This is a genomic window from Thermosynechococcus sp. FA-CM-4201, assembly GCF_054689355.1.
The window spans coordinates 1,957,278-1,983,177 of sequence record NZ_CP079920.1 but is presented as its reverse complement, the minus strand read 5'-3'; the positions used below and the strand labels follow the sequence as shown (position 1 = coordinate 1,983,177).

The window sequence follows — 25,900 nt, the reverse complement described above, 5'->3', positions numbered from 1 at the left end:
TGTTCTCAAATTCTTGGGCACGGGCTACCATGTGCGGGGCTGAAACTGCGCATCATTGAGAATCGCCACCCCGTCTCCTGACTGCGCCAACACAAACAAGCCCTGCCGATAGGCATAGCGAGCCACTTCAGGGGGCACGATCATCCCTGCTACGGCGCCCAAGAGCTGGGTGTCCCGGTACTGGTGCGCCAAACGACGAAATTTGGCAATGCGCTCTAAATGCTCATCCACATCCCCTTGGCTGAGTTTCGTTTTCACCTCGACGAGAACCGCTTGATTGGTATTGACGACCAGCAGATCAATTTCTAAACTCTCGTTGCCATCTTGGAGAATGACATCGCTGTAAAGTTGAGAGACGGCAATGCCCCGACTCTGAAATAGGCGCAACACGGCGGGGCGCACCTGCCATTCCACAAATTCCCCAAGGCGATTGCCCAGTTTCCCCAGTTGCTGATTGAGTTGGCGCGCTTCTTCCCGCAGCAAGCGTTCCGTTTCTTGGAAACGTCGATCCGTCTCCTGAAATCGCCGATCCGTTTCTTGAAATCGCCGTTCTGTTTCTTGGAAGCGTCGCTCCGTTTCTTGAAAGAGGCGTTCGGTTTCTTGGAAGCGGCGTTCGGTTTCCTTTTGAGCCTCTAACAGCTCCCCTAATAATCGCCAAACATCGTCAGGGGTGTATGCTTTTGTCATTGCTTGATTGATTGCCCCGCACAATCATGGGGGTACTCCCCTATGCTAACGCAAAGTATTGAAATACCTAATCTAATGAACCGAATGAATCTAAAGACACTGCGCGCCTACCACGACACCTATCCTGCCCTGCTGAATAAGACCTACCTCAACTATGGGGGGCAAGGGCCGCTGCACCAAGACACGTGGCAGGCCATCATCCAGAGCGATCGCCACATTCAAGAGGAAGGTCCTTTTGCCAATCGCGTCTTTCCGTGGCTGAGCCAACAACTGCAAACCCTGCGGCAAGAACTGGCACAGCTTTTGGGAACCACGGCAGATACCCTTGCCCTCACGGATTCAGTCACGACGGGCTGCAACATTGTTCTTTGGGGTATCAACTGGCAAGCGGGCGATCGCCTGCTAATTTCCAACTGTGAGCATCCGGGGGTCGTGGCGATTACGGAGCAATTGGCGCGGCGGTTGGGGGTGGTCGTGGATCGGGTGGCCTTTTGGCCCTGGTGTGAGGATGAGGTAGCCGCCATTGAAGCCCAACTCCATCCCCGCACCCGCTTGGTGGTTCTCAGTCATTTGCTGTGGAATACTGGGAAGCTTTTGCCCTTAGAGAAGATTGTTGACCTTTGCCATCGTCGCGGCATCCAAGTCTTGGCAGATGGTGCCCAAAGTGTCGGCATGGTGCCCCTCAATTTACCCGCCTTGGGGGTCGATTACTATGCCTTTACGGGACACAAGTGGTGCTGTGGACCTGCGGGTCTAGGCGGGCTGTACATTCGGCGCGATCGCCTAGCCACATTGGAACCCACTTTTATTGGCTGGCGCGGCATTCATCAAACCCGTGATGCCCAACCGGCGGGCTGGAAGGAGGATGCCAGTCGCTTTGAGGTGGCCACAACCGCCTTTTCCTTGGTACCGGGGCTAACCACTGCCCTGCGGGTGCATGATCAATGGGGGACTGCCCAAGCGCGATACGAACGCATTTGTGAGTTGAGTCATTACCTTTGGCAACAGTTACAGGGTATGGCGAGTTTGACCTGTCTGAGTCCCGTGCCGCCGCCGTCGGGCTTGGTGGCCTTTCAGTTGGCCAATGGTCAGCATCGCCAATTGGTGCAAGACCTTGAGGCAGAGAATATCTTGGTGCGGGAATTGCTCTATCCTGCCTCGGTGCGAGCCTGTGTGCATTACTTTACGCTACCGCAGGAGTGCGATCGCTTTGTTGCTGCCCTCAAACAGTGGCTACAGGATCATCCTCAGGAAGCTTGAGAATTGAATTAGAGCGATTCTCCAAGAGAGTCACCTACCATGTGCGGGGCTGGAACTGGGCATCATTGAGAATTGTCACCCCATCTCCTGACTGCGCCAACACAAACAAACCTTGCCGATAGGCGTAGCGAGCCACCTCAGGGGGCACAATCATCCCTGCCACGGCGCCCAAGAGCTGGGTGTCACGATACTGGTGTGCCAAACGGCGAAATTTCGCGATCCGCTCTAAATGCTCATCCACATCCCCTTGGCTGAGTTTCGTTTTTACCTCGACGAGGACGGCTTCATTGGTATTGACGACCAGCAGATCAATTTCTAAACTCTCGTTGCCATCTTGGAGAATGACATCGCTGTAAAGTTGAGAGACGGCAATTCCGCGACTCTGAAATAAGCGCAACACGGCGGGACGCACCTGCCATTCCACAAATTCTCCAAGGCGATTGCCCAGTTTCCCCAGTTGCTGATTGAGTTGGCGCGCTTCTTCCCGCAGCAAGCGTTCCGTTTCTTGAAATCGCCGATCTGTCTCCTGAAATTGGCGCTCTGTTTCTTGGAAACGGCGTTCTGTTTCCTTTTGAGCCTCTAATAGCTCCCCCAATAACCGCCACACATCTTCAGGGGTGTATGCCTGCGTCATTACTGGATTGACAACCACTCACGGATACATACTCTGATCCTAACCCGAATCAATGCTCCCCACTGCGCAAAGGATGCCGACGCAGTCCCCAAGCCAATCAGAAAAGAGGGTGGAAGTTTGCCACTGCCCTCGCCCCGAGTGATCTTTGCTATGGGCCATGGATCAGCAGGAAGCTTGTGATTGCCGCGCGGCAATGTCGGCGATCGCCTGCTTGAGAATACGATGCTCTTGGACTTGAATGCGGGCATGGAGGGTTGCGGGCGTATCATCGGGGAGAACGGGTACCGCCGCTTGGACTAAAATTGGGCCACTATCCACTTCCTCTTCCACGAGATGGACGGTACACCCCGTAATTTTCACACCCGCCGCCAAGGCCTGCTCAACGGCATGCAAGCCCCGAAAACTGGGGAGCAAACTGGGGTGGAGGTTAATTACCCGCTGCGGGTAGGCATTGAGGAGCACAGGGGTGACAATGCGCATCCAGCCCGCCATCACTACCCACTCGACCCCATAGGCTTTGAGGGTTTCGACAATGGCGGCATCGAGGCTTTCACGGCTAGGGTAGTGGCGATGGTTGAGGAGGACACTGGGAATCTGCCACAGTTTTGCCCGCTCTGCGACAAAGGCATCGGGATTGTTGTAGATCAGAACTTGAATCTGGGCGGCCAATTCCCCTTGGGCGATCGCTTCGGCGAGAGCAGCAAAATTGGAGCCACTGCCAGAGGCCAACACCCCCAATCGTAGGGGACCAGGAGCCGGGGCGATCTCTGGAGCAGCAGGGACAACAAGAGCCTCACTGGACATGACGGGCATTACTGATTTTAGTGCTCAATAATTCTAAGGCCTTGGCCACCATTGGATCCGTGGGGCGTGCCACCAAGTTGGGATTGAGGCGCAATTCCAGATCGCTACTGGGATCGACCGTCACCAGCACATCGGGCGTGATGCCCCCCGCGGCAATATCGCGACCCTTTGGCGTCAGATAACGAGCCACCGTCACCACGAGGGCAGAGCCATCCCCCAGTTCATGAACCGCCTGAACCCGCACCTTACCAAAAGTGGGTGTCCCCACCACTGTTGCCCGCCCCTGATCCTGCAAGGCACCGGCTAAAATTTCACTGGCACTGGCGGAGGCCTGATTCACCAAGACCACAAGGGGCAACTGACTCAAGGCGCGTTGGCGGGCACGAATCGTCTCTTCCCGTTGGTTTTGTTGAATGCGCACGATCACCCCAGAATCGAGCCATTGGCGGCTAATTTCAATACCAGCTTCTAAAAGTCCCCCCGGATTGTGGCGCAAATCCAGAATAAAGCCTTGCACCTTCTCTCGTTGCAGGATTTCGATCGCCTCTTGCATCTGTTGTTGAGAGCGGCTATTAAAACCACTGAGGCGAATGTAGCCTACCCGAGGATGATTCAGGACTTGAAAATTCACTGTACGCGGAATTTCACCGGCGCGGGTGAGTTCGACACTAAAGGGTTGGGGTTTGCCCTCACGGCGCACCAGTAGGCGCAATTTACTTCCCGCTGGTCCCCGTAACGCTAGGTTGGCTCGCTCCAAGGTTAGGCGATCGCTCCCCCGACCATTGATGGCTAGAATTTCATCTCCCACTTTCAAATCCGCCTTGGCAGCCACTGACCCCGCTTGGATGGCCTGAATGCGAAACAGTTCCCCCGACTCCACGAGGGTGAGACCCACATCCACCTGCTGGCCTTGGGTTTGCAGGAGCAGTTGACGGTACTCTTGGGGTGGCAGAAAGCGGGTATAAGGGTCATTGAGGCGGACAAGGGTTTGCTGAATCACCCGATAGGCGGCCTCGCGATCGCGATAGGGTTGGGAGAGCAACTCCTGACGAATAGCCTGCCAATCGAGACGATTGAAGCTGCGATCCAGATAGCTTCTATAGATAATTTGCCACGCCTCATCCACCAAGGCCTTGGGAGCATCCTTGAGCGTACTGGTGCCCCCCAGTGCTGGCGGCATTCCCAATAGTGCAACACCGACTCCAAGAATTGCCCAGTGTTTCACCTGACAAATCCATGTACAACGCCTCGCCCCTATTCTATCGCCCCCACCTAAAAAAATCCCCCTCAAGGGGAGGGGGAAAGGGGAGGGCACTAGAAGCTAAACGTTGTCCGCACAGCCCCGACTACGATGGGGTCGTTGCTGGAGTTGCTATTGGGATTAAAGATCGCAATCACACCGGGTGTAATCGAGATGTTGCGATTCACCGCAAAGCGGTAGAAGCCCTCTAGGTGATAAGAGTTGAACGCAGTTCGAGAAGAAGCACCAGGATCAACTGGCGGTAAAGGCCCCGGAGCACCACCATCAAATGTGTTACTCAATCCAATGACTTGAGGGGGTTGCCCAAAAATCAAGCCCAGCACATCACCTTTACGCCACAAATCTGGTGAAGCAAAGGTAACTGCCCAGTTCAGCACTTCTGCTTTTTCAGCCCTAGTCGGAAAGTTGACATTATTTTGAACAGAGTTAACACTAGCATAGCCAACCCAGCCAGCAACATTGAACTTCTGGATAGGGCGATAGGTAAACTGAAAACCGACAGAATCAGCAGTCGTATTCCGAAAGTTGGTTCGAGTAGGATTTGCAGCAGAAAAGTTGCCAGTACTGCCTGTGCTACCGAAGGGATCAAGGCCAAAGGAGCGGACATAAGTGACCCCTAAAGCGAGGTTTTTGGTAGGGCGGACATCTACTTGTGCTAGGGCTGCAAAGGCACCATTGAAGAAGCCATTTGTGTTGCCCAGCGTGGGAGTCGCGTTGCTAGTAGGATCATTCGCATTGGGTGCTAAATAACCGACGTTGAGGGTGACGCCAGTGCCGCGCTCTTTGTTTTGGAGAATGTCGTATTTGAAGCTCACACCCGCAGCGTTTGCAGCATTCCCTGCACGATAGATGGGGTTGAAGCGACCAAAGCGGGAGAGGGCACCCGTGTCACTGGACTGGAAGAAGGGGTTGAAGTTGTTAAAGTTGTCATTAAACTCACCCCCCCTGAAGTCAAGGATCATTTGACCACGACTAGTGACAGGGAAGCTGTAGAACGCTTTTTGTAGTTCAAACTGGTTGTCGCTAGAGCCATCATAGCCAAGACGCCCCATATTGGTATTCATCAATGCGGCATAGCTAGTAATATTAGCTGCCTGTAACCGCAACCGTAACCGATCTTTGCCGTAGAAGCTAGTATCAAAGTTTAGGCGCACCCGACTGTTTACAACAGTATTGTCGTCAATTGTGGGTGGATTAGGAACTGGTGGCAACAGAGTTGGGTCATAGCGTAAACCCGGAGGAGCCGCCCGTTCGTTCGTCAGAATATCAGAAACGTTGAAGATGACAGTGGCGTTGAGTTTGGTGAGGGTGGCGAATTGGGTGGCTTCGAGGTTGGCAACGCGGCCTTCAAGGTTGGTGACGCGGCCTTTGATGACGGCGAGTTCATTGGCAAATTCCTGCATTAGGCGGCGCAGGGTTTCAAGGTCTTCCTTGGTGGCAAAGCGATCGCTAATCACATCGAGGCAGGCATTCAAAGCGGCTGCCATTTCATAACGAGTAGCAGCACGATTGCCACGGAAGGTGCCATCGGGATAACCCGCGATACAGCCGTATTTCTCAACGAGAGAGGCCAAAGCTTGATAGGCCCAGTCCGTGGGGCGTACGTCTGACAGTTGGCTAACCGAGGTCACTTGACCCATGCTTGATGTCGTGGCAACACCCCCCGCTTCCAGTTCGGCCACTGAGGGGACAGATAGGTTGCTGCGGCGATTTTGGGCAACAAGGGTCGTGCTGGTGGGCAGTGTGGTGAGGGATTCAGCCCCAGTAGTAGGGGTTTGGAACTGAGTGGCACTGAAATTGGTCAAAGAGGTATCGGCTGCTGTCGCTGCACCTGCCAGCACACCTAACAATAAAACAGGCGAGGTCAAAACCAAGCCTGGAAAAATGCGGGACATAACGTCTTACTCCTTCACTCCTCAATGAACTTGTCCTAAAGAACGAGTCCCTAAGACAGAATTCTCCTTCAATTATTGATCCTACTGAGATGATTGCTAAAGTTATTCATCTGCCAGCAAGCTGAACCATCAGACTTTCTTACAGAGGCTTTAGCACATCTCATAGAAACTATCCCCCAAAGGACAGAGATAGTCGCTTACCAGTCAGATTCTAACACCGTGTTCGTTGGCTTAAGGTTATCTCAAGGTTAGGAGCCGTTTAAGAATAGCTGGCTCAAGGTTTGGATGAGGTTTTTTGGGCTTCAGAGCGACTCCAGCCACTGCCAACAGACTGCCCAATCCCCTGCAAAATGCCGCGGCCAATCAGTCCCAAACCGCGACCAATCACCTGCGTCAGCAGATACACCACTCCCTTGCCGACCCAAGCCACCACTGCACGTACTGGGGGGGCTAAAGCATCGCGAGCCTCAAGAGCCAAGGTCAGAGCGTAGGGAATCCCCTCGAGTTGCATCAGTTCCTTTTGACGGGGGACGGTCAGCGCCAGTTCCTGAATCCCTCGCTCCGTGAGCCGCAGTAAAACCAAACGACTTTCAAAGATGTTTTGCGGTTCCTTGACCCAACGTTGCCAGCGGTAATGCCAAGAGAGGGCGTTGCGAAAGCGTTCCATCTCCCGCGTCGAGGTGTATTGCGGCTGAAAAAATGTCTGTTGAATCACTTCGCTATAGCAACACCGATTCAGCAGCGGATAGACAATGCCATTGGCGACAGTGAGTAACCAGTGATCAAGGAGAGCATCGAGGATCTCCAAGGCGGCAGCTGTGCCGTAGCGATAGGTCTGTTGATGGAGAGTAAGGGGCTGTTGCACCAGTAAATGAGCCAGCATCTCCGCCACGAAGGGGATTGGCTTCAGATAGACGCTGGCCACGGTTTCCCTGTCTGTGAGCAATTGCTCAATGAGGTCGGTGTCACTGCCGAGGGCAAAGCGATAGGGACGAAAAAACTCCCGCAGGCTCTGTTCCCACAGGTCTTGCAGTAGGGAGCTACCCCGCTGGTGCAGAAATTCAATACTGGGCGGTGTCACTTGTAAGGTGCGCACGAGGAGATCCCACTGCCGCAGGATAGTATAAAGCAGTTCCCGCCGCTGCTGTAGGGTGAGCACCTCTAACTCCAAAGGCCTCGCAGTGAGGTTCAAGAGATCCGACTGCATCCGTTGCAAGCAGCGATCCACCAGTTGCGAAATGATTTCAATCTGCGGACGCACGGGAGCCACCACCGGCGTAGGAGGGGCTTGAGTTGGCTGTGGCAAGAAACGGGAGACCAACCAGCGGGCGGCGCGAATTTCCCGATGGCGACCTTCACACACGAGCCGTTCGAGGGCAGAGAGGCGCGATCGCCCCAAGTACTGATCCAAGGCCTGCAACCACGCATCCATTTCCCCCAATCCCTGCTGCAGAACCTGATACCGCCAACGATCCCACCGATTGGGAAACAGCACACTCAAGGGGGGCTTTGGGGGTGTAACGGTGTGAACAATTTCCCCTTGGGCAATGGCTAGAATTCCTGCCAAAAGATCACTCAGCGCCGTATTGCGATGGTAAATGCCTTCGACACCCGCCTGTTGGGCTAGGGAGACTAATTCAAGGGCAGCGGGTCGGACAGTGAGAATTATCCGCAGGGCTGGATAGTGCTGCTTCAACCACTGCCACAGCCAAGGGGTGGTGGCATCATTCACCGTGAGTTGGGCATCACAGAGAACAATCCAAGGCGTGCGTTCCTGATCGAGGGGCGTGTTTTCCAGATAGGTGATCAGACCGTGGCCATCGTGAAAGACTAGCGGCTCAATCCCCAACTGCTGCTGAATTCCTGTCCAAAGGCCAAGGCGCACCACATCCTCTCCCTCGACAATGATGAGACCAAAGTTGGGGGAGGCATCAGCAGTGATAGGGGACATCGACATTTGCGCAAGACTTAGTTGGGGTTGGGACTATTCAGATATTGACTGACAAGCCGCGCCATGACAATTGCTGAATACATTTGACCAAAAATGGCCTCAAGATTGGCGATCGCCATTGCGAGCGGACTGGTGGGCGTAATATCGCCATAGCCAACACTGGTGAGGGTTGTAAAGCTAAAATACAGCAGACTGAATAAATTATCGAGGTGCTCTGGTCGCGAAAAGCTGTCCGGAATATAGCTTGAGATAATTCTGTAAACAAAGAAAAAAGAATACCCCACCAAAAAGTACACACAAATTCCGCCACGAATGGAGTCGCCCGTAATCATATTGCTACTAAAGATGCGCCCCAAAATCAAAACAACAGCGATGACGCTAATAATTAGATGAAAGCCATTAATGAATAGCGAAAGCCGTTGGTAGTCAATCTCAAAGAGCACAAGGATAAATTCCAAAAAACCCACAAGAAACGTTGCAATAATAAACCAGCCCACGTGATGCAGTTGAACGTCAAACGTGCGCAGTGTCAGGGCAACCACCACTGAAACCAGAATAATAAAGGTTAGGATTGCAGGTACGGCATCATGAACCATTGTGGGAACTAGCAGCAGCAAAATTTGTGCCACTAGCAATTGGGTGTACTTGTTTTCCAGCAAAATGCGGTGCGGTGGGTAAGGCATGGCACAAGGGGTCAAGGGATTCTGTTTTGAGACTCACCTAACTCAACGTCCGCATAGAGATCACTGAGTTTTACGGAAGTCTGTAACGAGGGCAGCGTTAGTTCCTGCGTAATATCTTGCCAAATCGTGAGCAGCCATTGATATTCAGCCTGCCGCAAATATTGTTCAACACAGGGGCGATCTTGGCTAATCAGGAGATATTCTTGCAGGGTCGGAATCTGGCGATAGTCGAAAAATTTGGTTCCGCGATCGCGAGCCTCTGTCGAAGGCGATAAAACCTCAGCAATGAAGATCGGCTGCATCACCACATCGTTGCGTCCCTCTACCAAGGGCACCGGCTTCGGCGTCACCATGACATCAGGATATTGACGCTCATCCCGCTAACGCTATGCCTGACGGCAGGCTTACGCCAACGCGTATAGCAGGAGATTCCCCGTTCACAGAGTCTTGACTAGATGACCCGAAAGTCATCCCCGCCAGAACCTCTCCAGGGGCGTTTTCAAGACGGTGCGCCCCACCGCCAATGAATCGATTCCGCAACACGAATGCAGCAGCAATATCCCTAGGCATTGAACACCCGCAGGGACACTCATGCCAACGGGTGACCAAGGCTTTGCGGACTGCTTCGCCACAGTTGGGACACTCTTGAGAGGTGCCCGCTGCTTTCTCCTTGACAACCGCCTTGCCACGCTTCAAGGCCACCCAAGGCAACACCGCGTTCAGGAATTGCCCATGACCCGCATCCAGCATGTGCTTGCCCAGAGTCCCACGACTGAGGCCAATCAGATTCAAATCCTCAACCACAATCACGTCAGCGGAATCGCAAAGCTGGTGGGCAACCTTGAAGTGAAAGTCCCTGCAAGTGCGGGCAATCTGTTCATGCAGCTTCGCCACCTTCCGTTGAATCTTCTTCCAGTTGGCTGACCCAACTTTTTTTCGCTTGAGTCTGCGTTGCAGCAATTGAAGCTTGCGTTGCATCTCTACGAAAAACTTGGGTCGTGCGAGTTGAAGCCCATCCGAGGTGGAGAGAAAGTATTCCAAGCCAACATCGACGCCAACCACGTGACCCCCCAATGGCGGCTCTGGGATGGCAATATCAGCCTGAAACGTCAGCAGCAGGTAATAACCAGAGGCGCGTTTGAGCACCCTCGCTTGCTTAGCGGTAAACCCCTCTGGGTAAGGCCGAGACTGACGAATAGCCACCCAGCCCAGACTCGGTAACTTGACTCGTCCGGGTGCCAATGGTTGCTTGCCGAGCTGGGGGAAAACGTATGACCGCATCTGACCCGGCTTTTTGAACCGTGGGAACCCGGCTCCCAACTTCTGCCGCCGCTCAAACGCTTGATCTAGTCGCTTCAAGACTTGCTGCAATGCTTGGGCGTTAACCGACACTAAATCAGGGTTGGTCTGCCTTGCTTGAGTCAATCGTTGGCACTGCACGTTGAAGCTGGGATAGGGGGCATCCGCTGAGATGATGTACTCGCTATGCACAGAGCAGGCATTGACTGGACACTTGCGCGAAGCAATCCAGTCTTTGCGTTCCCTCAGCGCGTAATTCCAGACCCTGCGGCACACTTCTAGATCGTGGTCGATCTGCTTGGCCTGCTGCTGGGTTAGTTTGAGTTTGTACTCGTACGTCAGGGTGATCATGAGTGGATGATAGCTATTAATCGCGCCCGATTTTCGGTGCTAGCTCAATCTATCCAGCAACAATCTGAGATTGAGTGACTGCCGCCGCTTCGCACGGCCTACGGCCTACACCACCACCTAACCGCTTTGCGGTATAGGCAGAGCACTGCGGCGAATTTTGGTAGAAGACTCTCAAACGGCAGTTGTTTCAAGGGGCAGTGGCTCTTCCGGTTCACTGACTTCAAGGAAAATTTCCTTGGCTGGTTCATCATAGCTAAAGAGTTCGGCATAGCGTCCCCAGTCAATGGCGGTATTGAGCTGGCGATCGGCCTCCTGCGGCGTAAAGTGCCGCTCTAAAATATCCAGCACCAAACTTTCGGGAATGCGGTGGTTTTGCTTGGCCATCAGGAAAGTGTGGATTTGCTGCACAAGGCGGATATGCTTGAGGAGTTGTTGACGAATAATCAGCTTACGCTGGTCAATGTCCCCCTGAATAAAGGCATTGCCAATGGGGGTCACGCTGATGTCTCCCTCCTTGAGTTCCACCAGTTCCATCATCTGGGCGGCTTCGACAATGGGCAGAATATCATCTAGCTCCAGTTGCAGCTCTTGGGCAATGCGGTAGAGGTCTTCTTTGCGGTGTTCTAGGAGTTCCAATAGACCGGCGATCGAGCCAATGCGCACATGGGGTAGCAGCGGATAACGCGGTTCTTGACTCGTGGGCAGGGTAGCTGGCTTGGGTTCCAGTTGCTCCAATTCATCCACATGGGGATTGGTGAGAATTTTATAAATGCGATCCACGGTGGCTTGAAATTCAGGGTTCTTGCGATCGCGATAGTGGGGCAACGTCACTGGAAAATCAGCACGGACGCGACCGGGGTTGCTCCCTAAAACAATAATGCGATCGGCGAGAATGACCGCCTCTTCAATGTGGTGGGTGACAATCAAAATACTCTGGGTGGGGATTTTGTGCTCAAGCCACAGATCGAGAAGTTCAAAGCGCAGGTTCTCTGCTGTCAGCACATCCAAGGCGGAAAATGGTTCATCCATACACAGGAGTTCCGGTTCCACCGCCAAGGCACGGGCAAATCCCACCCGCTGCCGCATCCCCCCCGACAATTCCTTGGGGTAGGCGTTTTCAAAGCCATCTAAGCCAATAATGTCAATCATCCGCAGTGCTTTGCGGCGGCGCGATCGCGGGCCTTCTCCTAGAGCCTTTAGCCCCAATTCCACATTTTCCAAAACTGTTAGCCACGGATAGAGCGCCGAACTTTGAAAGACAATCGCAGCCCCCGGATTCAAGCCCTGCATTGGTTGCTCACGGTACAAGACCTGCCCAGACGTAGGCGCAACCAAACCCGTAATAATGCGCATCAGGGTTGACTTACCGGATCCCGATGGCCCTAGGAGCGCAACAATTTCCCCGGTGCGCAATTCAAGGTTAATATTTTCCATAATGCTGATGACCTGACCGTTGGGCTGACGGTAGGCCTTACCCACATCCAGTAAGCGGACGAGCGATTCCCCTTTGGTTTTGGCGTGCATGGTCCTGCATCCTGTGGCATTTCCACCGTTAACCTACCATGAGGATTCAGGTCTTGGGGAGCCTAGGGGACGAAAATTGACCAAGGCCATGTTTCCTGCCCTTTAGGTGGTGAGCAGGTTTACAGCCCTTTTCTTGCAATATCTAGATAAGTGGAACAGCTTGTGCCACTAAACTGGGCGATCGCCACTCATTTGCGGAATTTTGGATAGCCCCCCTTGAGATTTTATTGTAAACTGATCAGCGGTTTCTTCACAAAAGGTAACAATTCCGCTATGGGACTCTTTGATGGCCTTTTCCGTCGGGGCAAGCAAGCTGACGCCCAACCCAGCAAAGACTTTTTTCTCGATCCCGATGAAGCCAAGACCTACGGCAACATTGAGTACATGCGTACCGCCAAGGTCGTGAAAAAAACGTTCCCTGCGACCGGCGGTGCCAAAGAAGAAGTCGAAGTGGTGGAGTTGGTTTCCTCCATCGAAAAGGTGAATCCAGAGGCAGAAAACAAAGGTAAACCCGAACCCAGTGTCAGTGATGTGGTGACACCTCCAGTAGAAGAACAGGAACGTCGCCGCAGTGATCCCAGCTTAGACCTCTTTCGCTCCATGGCCAAAGATCTACGCCGTGGCTAAAGCCTAAAGACCTGTGGGGGTTGGCACTTGCACATCCCAAGGCTGCCCCCTAGGATCAATACAGCCCTTTTTGCAAAGTCTCTCACTCGCCAAGGAACACTATCGGATGAACGCCCTTTGGAGCAGTGCCGCGATCGCCTATCTGCATTACCTCAGCTTTATGGTGGCTTTTGCTGCCCTTGTGGTGGAGCACCTCACCCTACGCAAGGACTTAGACCTTAAACAGGCTTGGCGATTGGTGATTACCGATGCCCTCTATGGCATTGCGGCGGTGACCGTTCTTGTCACGGGCATTTTGCGGGTTCTCTATTTTGGCAAAGGCACTGAATATTATTTGGCCAACCCCGTCTTTCACCTCAAGGTGGGCTTGTTTATTTTGGTGGGGCTATTGTCGCTGTATCCAACGATCTCTTTTCTACTGTGGATTAAACCGCTGCGGGAAGAGAAAGCGCCCACCCTCGAGTTACCGACCGTGCAGCGTTTGACTTGGGTGATTCGGGCTGAATTAGCCTTTCTCAGCGCCATTCCCTTTTTGGCAGCGATGATGGCGCGGGGGATTGGTTTGGATTGGATTCAACGGTAACACTCTTCAGCAGGGGAGCGATCGCCCCTATGATAGATCTTGCTGCCACGGATAAAACGGATGAGTCATCCCACGATTGAATCCATTCTTCAGGAAAACCGCCTTTTTTATCCCCCCGCTGATTTTGTGGCCAAGGCGCGGATCAATTCCCTTGAGGCCTACAATGCCCTCTACGAAAAGGCCAAAGCCGATCCCGCTGCCTTTTGGGGCGAATTGGCACAACAGGAATTAGAGTGGTTTCAACCTTGGGATCAGGTGCTGGATTGGCAGCCCCCCAATGCTAAGTGGTTTGTCAATGGCAAAATCAACATCACTTACAACTGCTTGGATCGCCACCTCAAGACTTGGCGCAAGAATAAAGCGGCCTTGATCTGGGAAGGAGAACCCGGTGATAGCCGCACGCTTACCTATGCCCAACTGCACCGCGAAGTCTGCCAATTTGCCAATGTCCTCAAACAACTGGGGGTGAAAAAGGGCGATCGCGTCGGTATCTATATGCCGATGATTCCCGAGGCAGCCATTGCCATGTTGGCCTGTGCGCGGATTGGCGCCCCCCACTCAGTGGTCTTTGGGGGGTTTAGTGCCGAAGCCCTGCGCGATCGCCTCATTGATGCCCAAGCCAAGCTGGTGGTTACGGCGGATGGTGGCTGGCGCAAAGATGCCATTGTGCCCCTCAAGGATCAAGTAGATAAAGCCCTAGCCAATCAGGCAGTTCCCAGCGTTGAAAATGTCTTGGTGGTGCAGCGCACGCAGCAGCCAGTAACCATGGTGCCCGGTCGCGATCACTGGTGGCATGATCTGCAAAAGGGGGTCAGCGCTGACTGTCCTGCCGAACCCATGGACAGCGAAGATTTACTCTTTATTCTCTACACCTCTGGCTCCACCGGCAAACCCAAGGGCGTTGTCCACACCACAGCGGGTTACAACCTCTATACCCACATCACCACTCAATGGGTCTTTGACCTCCAAGATACCGATGTCTATTGGTGTACCGCTGATGTTGGCTGGATTACCGGTCACAGCTACATTGTCTATGGGCCGCTGTCCAATGGGGCAACCACCCTCATGTATGAAGGAGCACCCCGCGCCTCCAATCCCGGTTGCTTCTGGGATGTGATTGAGAAGTATGGGGTCACCATTTTCTACACAGCTCCCACGGCTATTCGTGCCTTCATTAAAATGGGCGAACACTTGCCCCGCGCACGGAACCTCTCTTCTTTGCGCCTCTTGGGAACCGTGGGTGAACCCATTAACCCCGAAGCATGGATGTGGTACTACCGTGTCATTGGCGGTGAGCGCTGTCCGATTGTGGATACGTGGTGGCAAACGGAAACAGGGGGGCACATGATCACCTCACTGCCGGGGGCGATTCCGATGAAACCCGGCTCTGCCACCAAGCCCTTTCCGGGGATTCTGGCTGATGTCGTGGATCTCGAGGGTAACCCTGTCGGCGTCAATGAGGGTGGCTATCTGGTGATTCGTCACCCTTGGCCGGGGATGATGCGCACGGTGTATGGCGATCCCGATCGCTTCCGCCGCACCTATTGGGAACACATTCCGCCTCGTGATGGCCAATACGTTTACTTTGCTGGTGATGGTGCCCGCAAGGACGAAGATGGCTACTTTTGGGTGATGGGACGGGTTGACGATGTGATCAATGTCTCCGGTCACCGCTTGGGCACAATGGAAATTGAATCGGCATTGGTCTCTCACCCTGCTGTTGCTGAAGCCGCCGTTGTTGGTAAACCCGACGAGGTTAAAGGGGAAGAAATCGTTGCCTTTGTGATTCTTGAAGGGTCGGCTACCCCCAGCGATGCCCTCCAACAGGAATTGAAGCAACACGTTGTCAATGAAATTGGTGCCTTGGCACGGCCGGCGGAGATTCGCTTTACCGATGCCCTGCCCAAAACGCGATCGGGCAAAATCATGCGGCGGCTCCTGCGTTCCCTTGCTGCCGGCCAAGAGGTATCTGGGGATACTTCAACATTGGAAGATCGCTCAGTGCTGGATAAGTTGCGCCAAGGGGCTTGAGAGTCTCCCCTATCAATACGCTTATAATTGATAGGTAATGGCAAGTGGCATCCGCACAAAAACGCTAGTTCTTTTAACAACGGCGGCCATTTTAGGGGGCGGTCTCTTTCTATTTGAGCAACAACTCCCCACGCCCAACAGCAGTGATACACAAACGAAGAAACCCCTCTTTAACTTTCAAGAGGCGGATGTTGTGGCCTTGAAAATTATTGCCCCTGATTACAGCCTAAACCTGAAAAAGTTGGCTACAGGCAACTGGGTGATTGATCGCGAAAAGCAAACCCCCGCAGAAGAGGGCACGGTTGTTTTCTTATTAAACTTATTGGCCACCGGTCAGCGCGATCGCTCTCTCGATGTACCGACTGAACGTGCCGGGGATTATGGCCTTGCTCCCCCCATGGCCACTGTGGATATCACCCTTAGAGATGGCCAGCAGCACCGTTTACACTTGGGGGACACTACCTTTGACGGCCTCAAGCTCTACGCGGAAATTGACCCGCCAGCGGAACCCCGCGAAAAAATGACCGTGACCCTCGTGCCCCTTGATCTTAAAAATGCCCTCCAGCGCCCCCTACAGGAATGGGAGCGTCAGCAAGCAGCAAACTAGAACGCTGTGACTTCTGGCACGACTCCCCAAAAGCTCGTCAGAATAGAGAAGCGTAGTGAACTCTCGAGTGGACATCAGCCATGGGATTCTTCGGATTCAAAAAGTTGACAATGCCTAGCCCCAGTGCCGCTTTACCCGGCCGAGCAGAACCCATGCCCGTGCCAAAGGCTCACTTGGCTAATGGTCATCCCCTCACCCCTCCCTATCCCGAAGGCATGGAATTAGCCATGTTTGGTATGGGCTGTTTTTGGGGGGCTGAGCGCAAGTTTTGGCAGGTGCCGGGCGTCTATGTCACCGCTGTGGGCTACGCTGGCGGCTATACCCCCAATCCCACCTATGAAGAGGTGTGCACGGGCATGACCGGTCATAACGAGGTGGTGCGGGTGGTCTTTGACCCCCAGAAGGTGACCTATGAAGAATTGCTGAAGGTCTTTTGGGAAAATCATGACCCCACTCAAGGCATGCGCCAAGGCAATGATGTGGGGACGCAGTATCGCTCCGGTATTTACTACTATTCCCCTGAGCAAAAAGCCCTTGCCGAGGCCAGTCGCGATCGCTACCAAGCAGCTCTAAAAGCCGCAGGTTACGGCACGATTACCACTGAAATTCTGCCAGCGCCTGAATTTTACTTTGCCGAACCCTACCACCAGCAATATCTCCACCGCAATGTCAATGGCTACTGTGGCCTTGGGGGCACAAAGGTTCCCTACGAACTGATGAGCGCCACCCCCAGCGCTTAGTAGAGATTGAGGCGATAGGGCATACGGGGACGGTAAGCATCGCTAAAGTTGGTCTGACTGACAGTGGCATTGTTTAACCGTGCCCACTGCATATTGGCTTGCTCAAAAGTGGCACCGTTGAGATTGGCGCGGCGAAAATCCCCATAGCGGACATCGGCTCCCGTTAAGTTGCTGTTGTTGAAATTGGCACGGCGGGCACGACTATGGCGCAAAATTGCACGGCTAAGGTTAGCACCACTGAGATTGGCCTGTTCTAGGTTAGTTCGTTCTAAATAAGCAGCGGTGAGGTTGGCATTACTCAGATTTGCCCCGACCAAATTAGCCACCATCAGGTTGGTATCTTGGAGGTTGGCGCCCTGAAGATTGGCACCGCGCAAATTTGCCCCCGCCAAGTTATAGCCCCGTAAATCAACATTCCGCAGATCACAGCCGGGACAAGCATTGGTTTGTACCAGTTGCTGCATAGGGGAAGGCATGGCAAAGGCAGCACCGCTGGTGAGAGCCGCACTAATCATTGCTGTTGCGATGAATGCCTGCTGGTTCACATCCACATCCTCCTGCCACGCTAGAGAGACTTTAGCACAAGTCCTAAGAATTTAGACGTTGGCGGCGGGAGCGCTGATGTCGCTGTTGCCAATCCTTTGCACTGCGAACGGCCAACCACAACAGGAGTAAGGCAATCAACCCGCCCTGCTTGGGTGCCCTCAGAGCAAATAAAATTAACAACATACACAGGATATCCTGCCCGACAATCACCCAGCGGGGTAACTTCCCCAGCCGATAAAACCAACCCACCTGCACCAATTGCAACACAAAGGCAAAAAGACCACTCAGGGTACCAATGAGCCACTGGGGTGTATCTGTTGCTGTTGCCACGGTCATGCCAAGGAGGGCACCCACAAGGGGGCTAAAGCACAGTTGCACAAGGATAATCAAGCGGTAGCCCCAGACATTGCCCGCCAAGAAAATCTCAAGAAACGACCAAGCGGCTAAAACACCAACCACTCCATAGGGGGAGAAATGGCGCAGTAAAGGCACCTGTGACCAGAGTTGTTCTCCTTGTAATAGACCAATCAACAGGAGGGGAAGTGCCAGTCGTAGCCCGCCGGCCGCTGCTGCTGAAAGAATCGCTAGAACTTCTAGCATGATGGCTCTATGGGTTTCAAGATATTGGGGAGGGTTTCCCACAGGCGATCGCACACCGTCTCCGGGGTATCGTCCGCCGTAATTCTTAGCTCTAAATCTGCCTGAGCATAGAGGTATTGACGCGCTTGCAGCAGTTCACTCAAGCGTTCCTCAAGGGGCTGATCCTGCAACAGGGGACGTTCTTGATCTTGGCGCAGGCGTTGACAGAGCACCGCAAGGGGGACATGAAGCCAGACCACAATGCCATGACGCAAATAACTCCAGTTCATCGGGTTGAGGACAATACCGCCACCAGTGGCCACGACCAAATGATGGTAACTAGAGACTTGTGCTAACACCTGTTGTTCCAACTCCCGAAAGGCAGGCTCCCCCTCTTGGGCAAAGATCTCGCGAATCGGTCGTTGGCGAAACTCCGTAATCACTGCATCTGTATCCACAAACCCGTAGCCCAAGCGTTGAGCCAGTATCCGACCCGTGGTGGTTTTACCGGCACCCATCATGCCCACAAGATAGATATTGACTCCCCCAAGGCGTTCTTGCAGTTCCATAGATAACCATTTCTCGACACCGCCAAATCAGCACTTTAACCTAAATATGGAGGTCTTCTCACCATTCCCATGTCCCAGCCCAACCCCTACGTGACACTACAGGTGGCAGTAACGGCCACCCAAGCCGAGATTAAGGCCGCCTATCGGCGCTTAGTCAAGCAATATCACCCCGACTACCATCCTAGCGATCGCTCCAGCCATGAGCGAATGGCCGCCATTAACGCCGCCTATGAAATCTTGGGGGATGAGCAGTGTCGGCAGGCCTATGATGCCCAGCACCGTGTCCACCCAAAAACCGCTAAGCCTGATGTGCAGCGTTCCCAAGCGGCCGATCGCGAGCTAGAGCAATGGCTGGCCTTCACCTATAACCCCGTGAGTCGGATTATTGAGGCGGTCTTGCGATCGCTCCCCCGCCAGATTGACGCCCTTGCGGCTGATCCCTTTGATGATGACCTCATGGATCACTTCCTCACCTATTTGCAGGACTGTCGTCGCGCTCTCACCCGTGCCCGCTATACGTTCCAAGCCCAACCCAACCCCGCTGCCGTGGCCAAGGTGGCAGCCCACCTCTATTACTGTTTGAATCAACTGGTGGATGGTCTCGATGAGCTAGAGCAATTTAGCCACAGTTACGACGATCGCTATCTGCATACGGGGCAAGAACTCTTTCGCATTGCCCATCGCCTCTTCGCAGAGTGTCGGCTTGTCCGCTAAACTGGAAAGAATCAGCATCCCAGCATGGCAGCAAAATTCAGCATCAGTTATGAAACATACCCTATCGGTTTTGGTGGAAGATGAGGCGGGTGTGCTCACTCGCATTGCCGGTTTATTTGCGCGGCGTGGCTTTAATATCGAAAGCTTAGCGGTAGGCCCTGCGGAGCAAATTGGCATCTCCCGCATTACGATGGTGGTGCCCGGCGACGATGCCATCATCGAGCAATTAACCAAACAACTCTACAAGCTGATCAATGTCCTCAAGGTGCAGGATATTACCACGATTCCCTGTGTGGAACGGGAACTGATGCTCCTGAAGGTGAATGCCACCGCCAGCACCCGCTCTGAAATCTTGGAACTGGTACAAATCTTCCGCGCCAAGGTGGTGGATGTGTCCGATGATTCCCTGACTATTGAGGTGTCGGGTGACCCCGGCAAGATGGTGGCCATTGTCCAAATGCTGAATAAATTTGGCATTCGCGAAATTGCCCGCACCGGAAAAATAGCCCTTGTGCGCGAGTCCGGGGTGAATACGGAATACCTGAAGTCCTTGGAGGCACGGGTCTAATTGGCGGGGAAGTATCGCTGGTTCTTGCTGGCACTAGGGGCGATCGCCCTCAGTAGCTGTACCGCAACGGAGTCCCCTTCGACAAACAATCATTCGTTGCCCCTTGGGGTTGCCCTCGCTCAAACCGGTAATGCCGCTCTCTACGGCCAAGAGGCCCTACAGGGGGTGCAAGTCGCCGGGGAATTGTTCAACCAAGCCGGCCAGATCAAGGGGCAGACCCTACGGCTGGTGATTCAGGATACGGGCAGTGATGAAGCAGGGGCAGTGAATGTTTTTCAAACCTTGATCAATCGCGATCGCGTGATTGGCATTGTCGGGCCTACCCTCTCGCAGCAGGCTTTTAGTGCCGATCCCATTGCCGAGCAAGCCGGCGTCCCCGTAGTGGCTCCTTCCAACACCGCCCGTGGCATCCCCGAAATCGGTGCCTTCATTAGTCGCGTCTCCGCAGGGGTGGATGTGGTGGCGCCCACGGCGATTCAAGCAGCCCTTGAGATTAATCCCAACATTCGCCGAGTGGCGGTCTTTTTTGCCCAAGATGACGCCTTTAGTCGCTCAGAAACTGAGATTTTTCAAAAAGCCATTCGCGAGAATCCCAAGCTTGAACTAGTGACCGTTCAACAAACCCAAACCACGGATACCAACTTCCAAGCCCAAATCAATGCCACCCTGAATCTCAAACCTGATCTAATCGTCATTTCTGGTTTGGCGGCAGATGGCGGTAATCTCATTCGTCAACTGCGGGAATTGGGCTACCAAGGCCTAATTTTGGGCGGGAATGGCGTCAATACCGTCAACCTCTTTCCCGTTTGTCGTCGCTTCTGCAATGGCGTGCTGGTGGCGCAGGCCTACAATCCGGAAAACCCCGATCCCATGAATGTCAAGTTTCGCGACGCCTTTGAGGCCAAATATCGTCAAGCCCCCTCTCAGTTCAGTGCTCAAGCGTTTACAGCAGTTCAAGTCTTTGCGGACTCCTTGGCACGACTGTCTCAAGAAAAGAACTTGTCGGAATTGCCCCTTGCCGATTTGCGTCAGGCCTTGAACCAAGAGATTCTCAAGGGAGTTTATGAAACCCCCCTTGGGGAAATTCGCTTTACCCCTGAGGGCGAAGTGCTGCAACGCTTCTTTTACGTTGGCCAGATTGAGATGAGTGACGATGGCCAAAGTGGGAAGTTTAGCTTGGTGAAAAAAGTTGAACGACAACCCTAACGGGCAACCAACTCAGCAGCTTCACGGGGTTTCTTACTGCGCCAAAGGAGACGAATTGGGGTGCCTCGAAATCCCAGTTGTTGGCGAATTTGCCCTTCAATGTAGCGGCGATAGTTGTCCTTGAAGAGTTTGGCATCGTTGACAAAAATGGCAAATGTTGGCGGCTGGGTGGCGACTTGGGTGGCGTAGTAGATTTTGCCTTGGCGGCCTTGGCGAGTCGCGGGGGGCGTATGCCAGCGTAGGGCTTCTTGAATCACTTCATTCACCACGGCTGTACTGACCCGCCGCCGATGTTGTTCAACCGCCGCATCCACTGCCGCAAAAATTTTGTCGAGGCGTTGACCGGTATGGGCACTGACAAAAAGGGCATCTGCCCAGTCAAGGAAATTCAGCCGCTGATACAGGCGATCCCGATAGGTATTAATCGTATAGGTATCCTTTTCGGGAACGGCATCCCACTTGTTCACAATGAGGACACAGGCACGCCCCTGATCGGCAATGTGCCCCGCCAAGCGCTGATCCTGTTCGGTAATTTCTTCGAGGGCATCCAACACCAACAGCACGACATCGGAGCGGTGAATCGCCTTAAAGGCACGATGGACGCTAAACATCTCAGGCCCATAGGCCACATGACCCCGTTTGCGAATGCCAGCGGTATCAATGAAGCGGTACTGGGTGCCATCGTGTTCAATCACGGTATCAATGGCATCGCGGGTGGTTCCGGAAATCGGACTGACAATGGCGCGATCGCTCCCAATCAAGGCATTGAGCAAACTCGATTTACCGACATTGGGACGCCCGGCAATGGCCACCTGAATCTCCGGTGCCTCAGGCAACGTTTCCCCTGCCGGCAAATAGGTAATCAACTGATCCAGCAACTCCCCCGTACCGCTGCCGTGGATACTGGAAATTGGGTAGGGTTCTCCTAAGCCCAGTGACCAAAACTCCGCCGCCTGTACCTGACCCATTTGGCGGGACTCGCATTTATTCACCGCCACTAAAACCGGTACGGGAAGCTGGCGCAACCACGCAGCAATGTCATAGTCGAGCGCTGTCGGCCCTGCTTGACCATCCACCACAAAGATCGCTGCCGTTGCTTCTTGAAGGGCAAGTTCTGCCTGCTGGCGAATTAAGGGCAAGAAGTCACTGTCATCATCAAAGACCAAGCCCCCGGTATCCACGACCAGAAACTCCCGATCTTGCCAAAAGGCCGGTCGGTAGGTGCGATCGCGAGTGACACCGGGTTCATCGTGGACAATGGCATCCCGTTCCCCGGCAAGACGATTCACCAGTGTTGACTTGCCCACATTGGGGCGACCCACAACAGCAACAATGGGTAAGGCCATATGGAGTGACGTTCGCAAAAATAAAGTTCTGGTCAAGAACTAGAGTTCAAATTGGCTGCCCCGCTTGTACTGCTGGTAAGCCGCAAAGAAAAGACCCGCCAAGGTGACCGGAATCAAGCCAAGAACAATGCCACACAACAAAGGTTCAATCATGGTCTAACTCTACACATGAACTCCATTCCTCACGATACACTATTTGTTAAGGCCTGTATTGGCTTCGACCCCTGTTGAATTTCCCTCTCTCCCCCGCAGATAGCCCACCCCGCTATGGCCAAGTCACCGTTGCAGTACTTTTTGAAACTCTTTGTTCCAGCAACGGCAGTTCTAGTTGCAATTCTTGCTCCCATTTACCTCGCCCAGCGCCAAGATATTCTCAGCGATCTCCAACTGCGGGAAGAAAGTAAAGTCGAGCGGGGCAGCCTCATCCTCACCACTTACCTAGACACGTTAATTAGCGATGTGCTCAGCATCGCCACCATCCATGGCTTCGATGACCTTGGGGTCAACTCATCAAATACAGCACAATTACAGGAAGTGGAGCAGGATGTCCAAGATTGGTTGCTCTCAAAGCGCATCTACGACCGCCTGTATTTTTTGACCCCCAACGGTGACGTCAGACTAAGCCTTGCTTTGGGTCATAACTTGGGCATTAGGGTAGATCACCCAGCCCCAGACCCAGAGCTGTTGCAGAACTATTGGCCGGTGATGCGCCAACTGCGCCGCAATGAAGTGTTTGTCTCTCCCTTTGACATTGAAGTTCGACAAAATGAGGCACCTTCCCTAGCGGCAAACCCGATTCTCTATGTCGGCACACCCGTTTATACCCGCCAGCAACAACTGGTGGGTTTTTTAGTTGTCCGTTATCGGGCAGCAAATCTACTGAATACATTGATTAATGGGTGTCGTGGCGTTTATGGCAGTTGCCTTTTGGCCAATAGTCAAGGCTACTGGATTTTAGCAGAGCGCACCAGTCATGAATGGGGATTCCGCTACCCCGAGCGGCAGCATCTCACCGTAGAGCATCTCTACCCTGAGTTGTGGCAACAGATGCAATCCCAACCCACGGGCAGCCTCATTGGTCAATATGGCCTCTTTGCCTATCGCTTGGTGCTGCCTCTGAAAGCACATCATATTTCTGCTGATCCCGTCAGCCGCACGCCCCTCTATCAGAACGAATATCGCTTGTGGGTGATTTCCCACATTCTGCCCAATGTGATTGAGCGGCAGTTGCGCCCCTTGAATTTACAGTTTCTTTTTTTATTCCTCATTCTCTGGGCAGCCAGTGGTGTGGGCTTAGCCATTATTACCGTGGATCATCGCCGCAAGCTTAAGCTGCATCAACTCCTTGAGGCCAGTGAAGTGCGGTTTCGCAGTGTCAGTGAAATGGCACCCGTCGGCATTTTTACGGCTGACCTCAATGGCAAGAGTACCTTCATGAATCAGGCACTGTTGGATCTCCTAGAGGTTAAAACCCCGGCCGAAGCCCAAGAACAATGGATTGAACGACTGCATCCCGAGGATCGCGATCGCCTGCTTGCCGCTTGGGCGCGCTGCCAAAAAGAACACCAGCCCCTCAATGAGCGATTTCGTCTGTCCTACGCCGACGGTAGAGTGCGTTGGGTGAATGCCCGTGTCATTCCCATCATCGAAGATGGCAAGGTCATGAATTTCGTCGGTACATGGGAAGACATCTCGCAAATGATGCAGCAGCAGGAACTCCTAGAGGAAGCCCGTAAAGCGGCCGAAGATGCCAGCCGTGCCAAGAGTGAGTTTTTGGCAACGATGAGCCACGAAATTCGCACCCCCATGAACGCCATCATTGGCTTGACAGGATTACTGCTGGATACCCCTCTGAATCCGCAGCAGCAGGAGTTTCTCAACACGATTCGCCTCAGTGGCGATGCGCTACTGACAATCATCAACGACATTCTTGACTTCTCTAAGATTGAGTCCGGCAAGCTGGAGCTAGAGGCCTATCCCTTTAATTTGCGCAACTGCGTCGAAGATGTTCTTGACCTCATGGCCAGTCGTGCCGTTGAGCGACACATTGAGCTACTTGCTCATGTTGATCCTGATATTCCGGCTCATGTCATCGGCGATATGGGACGGCTGCGGCAAGTATTGGTGAATCTGATTGGCAATAGCATCAAATTTACCCAAAGTGGCGAAGTGATTCTCCATCTCAAGGGGCAGCCCAGCCATCAGTACGAGTTTTTGCCCAACTACTATGAATTTCTCTTTGCCATTCAGGATACGGGGGTGGGGATCACGCCAGAGGGAATGCAGCGACTCTTCAAGCCCTTTAGCCAAGTGGATGCTTCGATTACCCGCCACTACGGGGGAACCGGTCTGGGATTGGCGATTTGCCAGCGCCTTGTGGAGCGCATGAATGGCCGCATTTGGTTAGAGAGCAAAACTCAGAACACGCCCTTGATTGTGGGCGGCAATCCACCCCCCCACTACGACTCCATTCCCATCAAGGAGACGGGGTCAGTGTTTTATTTCACGGTGCGGCTGCTCCTGAATCCTAATGCTGAGGCGCACGGCACAGATCAAGAATCCTTCTTGAAAGATCGCTCGGTGCTGATTGTGGATGACAATGCCACCAATCGCCAAATTCTGGCGTTGCAAACCAAGGGATGGCAGATGAAATCCCTGATTGCCGAGAATGGCCAGCAGGCACTGACACTGCTGAAAACGCAATCGCCTCCAGATGTGGCCATTTTAGATCTGCAAATGCCAGAAATGGATGGCTTGACCCTAGCCAAGGAAATTCACAAGACGTATCCAGAACTTCCGCTGATTTTGCTCACCTCCCTCGGCAATTCCCTAGGGGCAGAGCAATCGCCATTGTTTCATGCCCTCATTAGTAAACCAGTCAAGCAATCCACCCTCTACAATGTCCTCAATGATCTCTTTAGCCATACGCCGAAGCCCGTTGAAGCCAAGACCAACAAGAGCAAAACCGTGTCCATTGACAGTCTGAAGCAGGATTTGCCGCCCCTGCGCATTCTTGTTGCCGAGGATAATAAGGTGAATCAGATGGTGGCATTACGGATTTTGGAGAAATTGGGCTATCGCGGTGATATTGCGGCGAATGGCTTGGAAGTGCTCGATGCTGTGCAGCGGCAACCCTATGATGTGATTTTGATGGATATGCAAATGCCGGAGATGGATGGGGTCACGGCCACGCGAGAGGTGATTGACCTATTTCAACGGCTGAACCAACCGCGCCCGCGGATTATTGCGATGACAGCCAATGCCATGGAGAGCGATCGCCAGCTTTGTCTCGATGCCGGTATGGATGACTATGTGAGCAAGCCCATTAACCTTGAAGAGTTGGTGCGTGCCCTCCGTCAGTGTCAGCCCCTCCAGACCTCAACAACTTAACATTTAGCGATAGACTAAAGGAGATAGATTCACTGGTTCTTGATT

Annotated in this window: 25 protein-coding genes; 10 read left to right on the top strand and 15 right to left on the bottom strand. The window is 53.3% G+C overall.

Features of this window, described 5'->3' with window-relative positions; genetic code table 11:
* Positions 1–24: 24 nt before the first annotated feature.
* Entirely contained in the window at positions 25–687 is a 663-nt protein-coding gene (locus tag KV190_RS09715; RefSeq protein WP_460193100.1) for a hypothetical protein, read from the bottom strand.
* An 84-nt stretch (positions 688–771) separates the two neighbouring features.
* Here KV190_RS09715 and KV190_RS09710 point away from each other — a divergent pair, with 84 nt between their 5' ends.
* On the top strand, positions 772–1,947 hold the full coding sequence (locus KV190_RS09710; protein WP_460193098.1) for an aminotransferase class V-fold PLP-dependent enzyme: 1,176 nt from the start codon (positions 772–774) through the stop codon (positions 1,945–1,947).
* Between the two features lie 34 nt (positions 1,948–1,981).
* Here KV190_RS09710 and KV190_RS09705 read toward each other — a convergent pair whose 3' ends face one another.
* The 9 genes from KV190_RS09705 to KV190_RS09665 form a co-directional block, all read right to left on the bottom strand.
* Entirely contained in the window at positions 1,982–2,581 is a 600-nt protein-coding gene (locus tag KV190_RS09705; protein ID WP_460193097.1) for a hypothetical protein, read from the bottom strand.
* A gap of 162 nt (positions 2,582–2,743) precedes the next feature.
* The gene (gene purN / locus KV190_RS09700; protein ID WP_460193096.1) at positions 2,744–3,385 is read right to left on the bottom strand and encodes a phosphoribosylglycinamide formyltransferase; all 642 of its coding nucleotides are present in this window, start codon (positions 3,383–3,385) and stop codon (positions 2,744–2,746) included.
* Complete coding sequence (locus KV190_RS09695) at positions 3,375–4,610, bottom strand: S41 family peptidase (RefSeq protein WP_460193094.1); 1,236 nt, start codon at positions 4,608–4,610, stop codon at positions 3,375–3,377. Before KV190_RS09695 ends, purN begins: the two co-directional genes overlap by 11 nt.
* 89 nt (positions 4,611–4,699) lie before the next feature.
* Positions 4,700–6,541 carry an iron uptake porin gene (locus KV190_RS09690; protein WP_460193093.1) on the bottom strand — a complete coding sequence of 614 codons (1,842 nt, stop codon included), beginning with the start codon at positions 6,539–6,541 and terminating at the stop codon, positions 4,700–4,702.
* 274 nt (positions 6,542–6,815) lie between these two features.
* A complete protein-coding gene (locus tag KV190_RS09685; RefSeq protein ID WP_460193092.1) occupies positions 6,816–8,498 on the bottom strand; it encodes a DUF3685 domain-containing protein in 1,683 nt (560 codons plus the stop codon).
* 11 nt (positions 8,499–8,509) lie between these two features.
* Positions 8,510–9,175: a potassium channel family protein gene (locus KV190_RS09680; protein ID WP_460193091.1), complete on the bottom strand. Its 666-nt coding sequence runs from the start codon at positions 9,173–9,175 to the stop codon at positions 8,510–8,512.
* A gap of 11 nt (positions 9,176–9,186) precedes the next feature.
* Entirely contained in the window at positions 9,187–9,528 is a 342-nt protein-coding gene (locus KV190_RS09675; RefSeq protein WP_460193089.1) for a Uma2 family endonuclease, read from the bottom strand.
* Between the two features lie 19 nt (positions 9,529–9,547).
* A complete protein-coding gene (locus tag KV190_RS09670; RefSeq protein ID WP_460193088.1) occupies positions 9,548–10,825 on the bottom strand; it encodes an RNA-guided endonuclease InsQ/TnpB family protein in 1,278 nt (425 codons plus the stop codon).
* Positions 10,826–10,996: 171 nt separating this feature from the next.
* Positions 10,997–12,349, bottom strand: a complete 1,353-nt coding sequence (locus tag KV190_RS09665) for an ABC transporter ATP-binding protein (protein WP_149817559.1) — start codon at positions 12,347–12,349, stop codon at positions 10,997–10,999.
* A 273-nt stretch (positions 12,350–12,622) separates the two neighbouring features.
* Between KV190_RS09665 and KV190_RS09660 the strand changes: the two genes are divergently transcribed.
* The 5 genes from KV190_RS09660 to msrA all read left to right on the top strand — a co-directional run bounded on the left by KV190_RS09660 (position 12,623) and on the right by msrA (position 16,937).
* Positions 12,623–12,976, top strand: coding sequence for a hypothetical protein (locus KV190_RS09660; protein WP_250682057.1), 354 nt, complete (start codon positions 12,623–12,625; stop codon positions 12,974–12,976).
* Positions 12,977–13,082: 106 nt separating this feature from the next.
* Positions 13,083–13,559, top strand: a complete 477-nt coding sequence (locus KV190_RS09655; protein ID WP_460193086.1) for a DUF2214 family protein — start codon at positions 13,083–13,085, stop codon at positions 13,557–13,559.
* A 60-nt stretch (positions 13,560–13,619) separates the two neighbouring features.
* A complete protein-coding gene (gene acs / locus KV190_RS09650; RefSeq protein ID WP_460193085.1) occupies positions 13,620–15,590 on the top strand; it encodes an acetate--CoA ligase in 1,971 nt (656 codons plus the stop codon).
* 37 nt (positions 15,591–15,627) lie between these two features.
* Positions 15,628–16,197, top strand: a complete 570-nt coding sequence (locus KV190_RS09645) for a DUF4340 domain-containing protein (RefSeq protein ID WP_460193084.1) — start codon at positions 15,628–15,630, stop codon at positions 16,195–16,197.
* 80 nt (positions 16,198–16,277) lie between these two features.
* Positions 16,278–16,937 carry a peptide-methionine (S)-S-oxide reductase MsrA gene (gene msrA / locus KV190_RS09640; RefSeq protein ID WP_460193083.1) on the top strand — a complete coding sequence of 220 codons (660 nt, stop codon included), beginning with the start codon at positions 16,278–16,280 and terminating at the stop codon, positions 16,935–16,937.
* Here the strand turns inward: msrA and KV190_RS09635 are convergent.
* From KV190_RS09635 to KV190_RS09625, 3 genes are read right to left on the bottom strand one after another with little or no spacing between them, the layout of a single operon-like run.
* Entirely contained in the window at positions 16,934–17,482 is a 549-nt protein-coding gene (locus KV190_RS09635) for a pentapeptide repeat-containing protein (RefSeq protein ID WP_460193082.1), read from the bottom strand. The genes msrA and KV190_RS09635 overlap by 4 nt on opposite strands.
* Positions 17,483–17,525: 43 nt before the next feature.
* Entirely contained in the window at positions 17,526–18,083 is a 558-nt protein-coding gene (locus tag KV190_RS09630) for a DUF4126 domain-containing protein (RefSeq protein WP_460193080.1), read from the bottom strand.
* Positions 18,077–18,631 carry a shikimate kinase gene (locus tag KV190_RS09625; RefSeq protein WP_460193079.1) on the bottom strand — a complete coding sequence of 185 codons (555 nt, stop codon included), beginning with the start codon at positions 18,629–18,631 and terminating at the stop codon, positions 18,077–18,079. Before KV190_RS09625 ends, KV190_RS09630 begins: the two co-directional genes overlap by 7 nt.
* Positions 18,632–18,700: 69 nt before the next feature.
* Here KV190_RS09625 and KV190_RS09620 point away from each other — a divergent pair, with 69 nt between their 5' ends.
* Genes KV190_RS09620 through KV190_RS09610 form a run of 3 tightly spaced genes read left to right on the top strand, consistent with a single transcriptional unit; the run spans position 18,701 to position 21,119 of the window.
* Complete coding sequence (locus KV190_RS09620) at positions 18,701–19,345, top strand: J domain-containing protein (RefSeq protein WP_460193077.1); 645 nt, start codon at positions 18,701–18,703, stop codon at positions 19,343–19,345.
* 49 nt (positions 19,346–19,394) lie between these two features.
* Complete coding sequence (gene ilvN, locus KV190_RS09615) at positions 19,395–19,913, top strand: acetolactate synthase small subunit (RefSeq protein ID WP_149817577.1); 519 nt, start codon at positions 19,395–19,397, stop codon at positions 19,911–19,913.
* Positions 19,914–21,119 (top strand): ABC transporter substrate-binding protein, encoded by a 1,206-nt coding sequence (locus tag KV190_RS09610; protein WP_460193075.1) that lies wholly within the window; start codon positions 19,914–19,916, stop codon positions 21,117–21,119.
* On the opposite strand, the gene der is transcribed toward KV190_RS09610, so the two are convergent.
* On the bottom strand, positions 21,116–22,465 hold the full coding sequence (gene der, locus KV190_RS09605) for a ribosome biogenesis GTPase Der (RefSeq protein ID WP_460193074.1): 1,350 nt from the start codon (positions 22,463–22,465) through the stop codon (positions 21,116–21,118). The genes KV190_RS09610 and der overlap by 4 nt on opposite strands.
* Before the next feature lie 39 nt (positions 22,466–22,504).
* Positions 22,505–22,618: a cytochrome b6-f complex subunit V gene (gene petG / locus KV190_RS09600; protein ID WP_181496367.1), complete on the bottom strand. Its 114-nt coding sequence runs from the start codon at positions 22,616–22,618 to the stop codon at positions 22,505–22,507.
* A 114-nt stretch (positions 22,619–22,732) separates the two neighbouring features.
* Between petG and KV190_RS09595 the strand changes: the two genes are divergently transcribed.
* Entirely contained in the window at positions 22,733–25,855 is a 3,123-nt protein-coding gene (locus KV190_RS09595) for a PAS domain-containing hybrid sensor histidine kinase/response regulator (protein WP_460193072.1), read from the top strand.
* Positions 25,856–25,900: the final 45 nt, after the last annotated feature.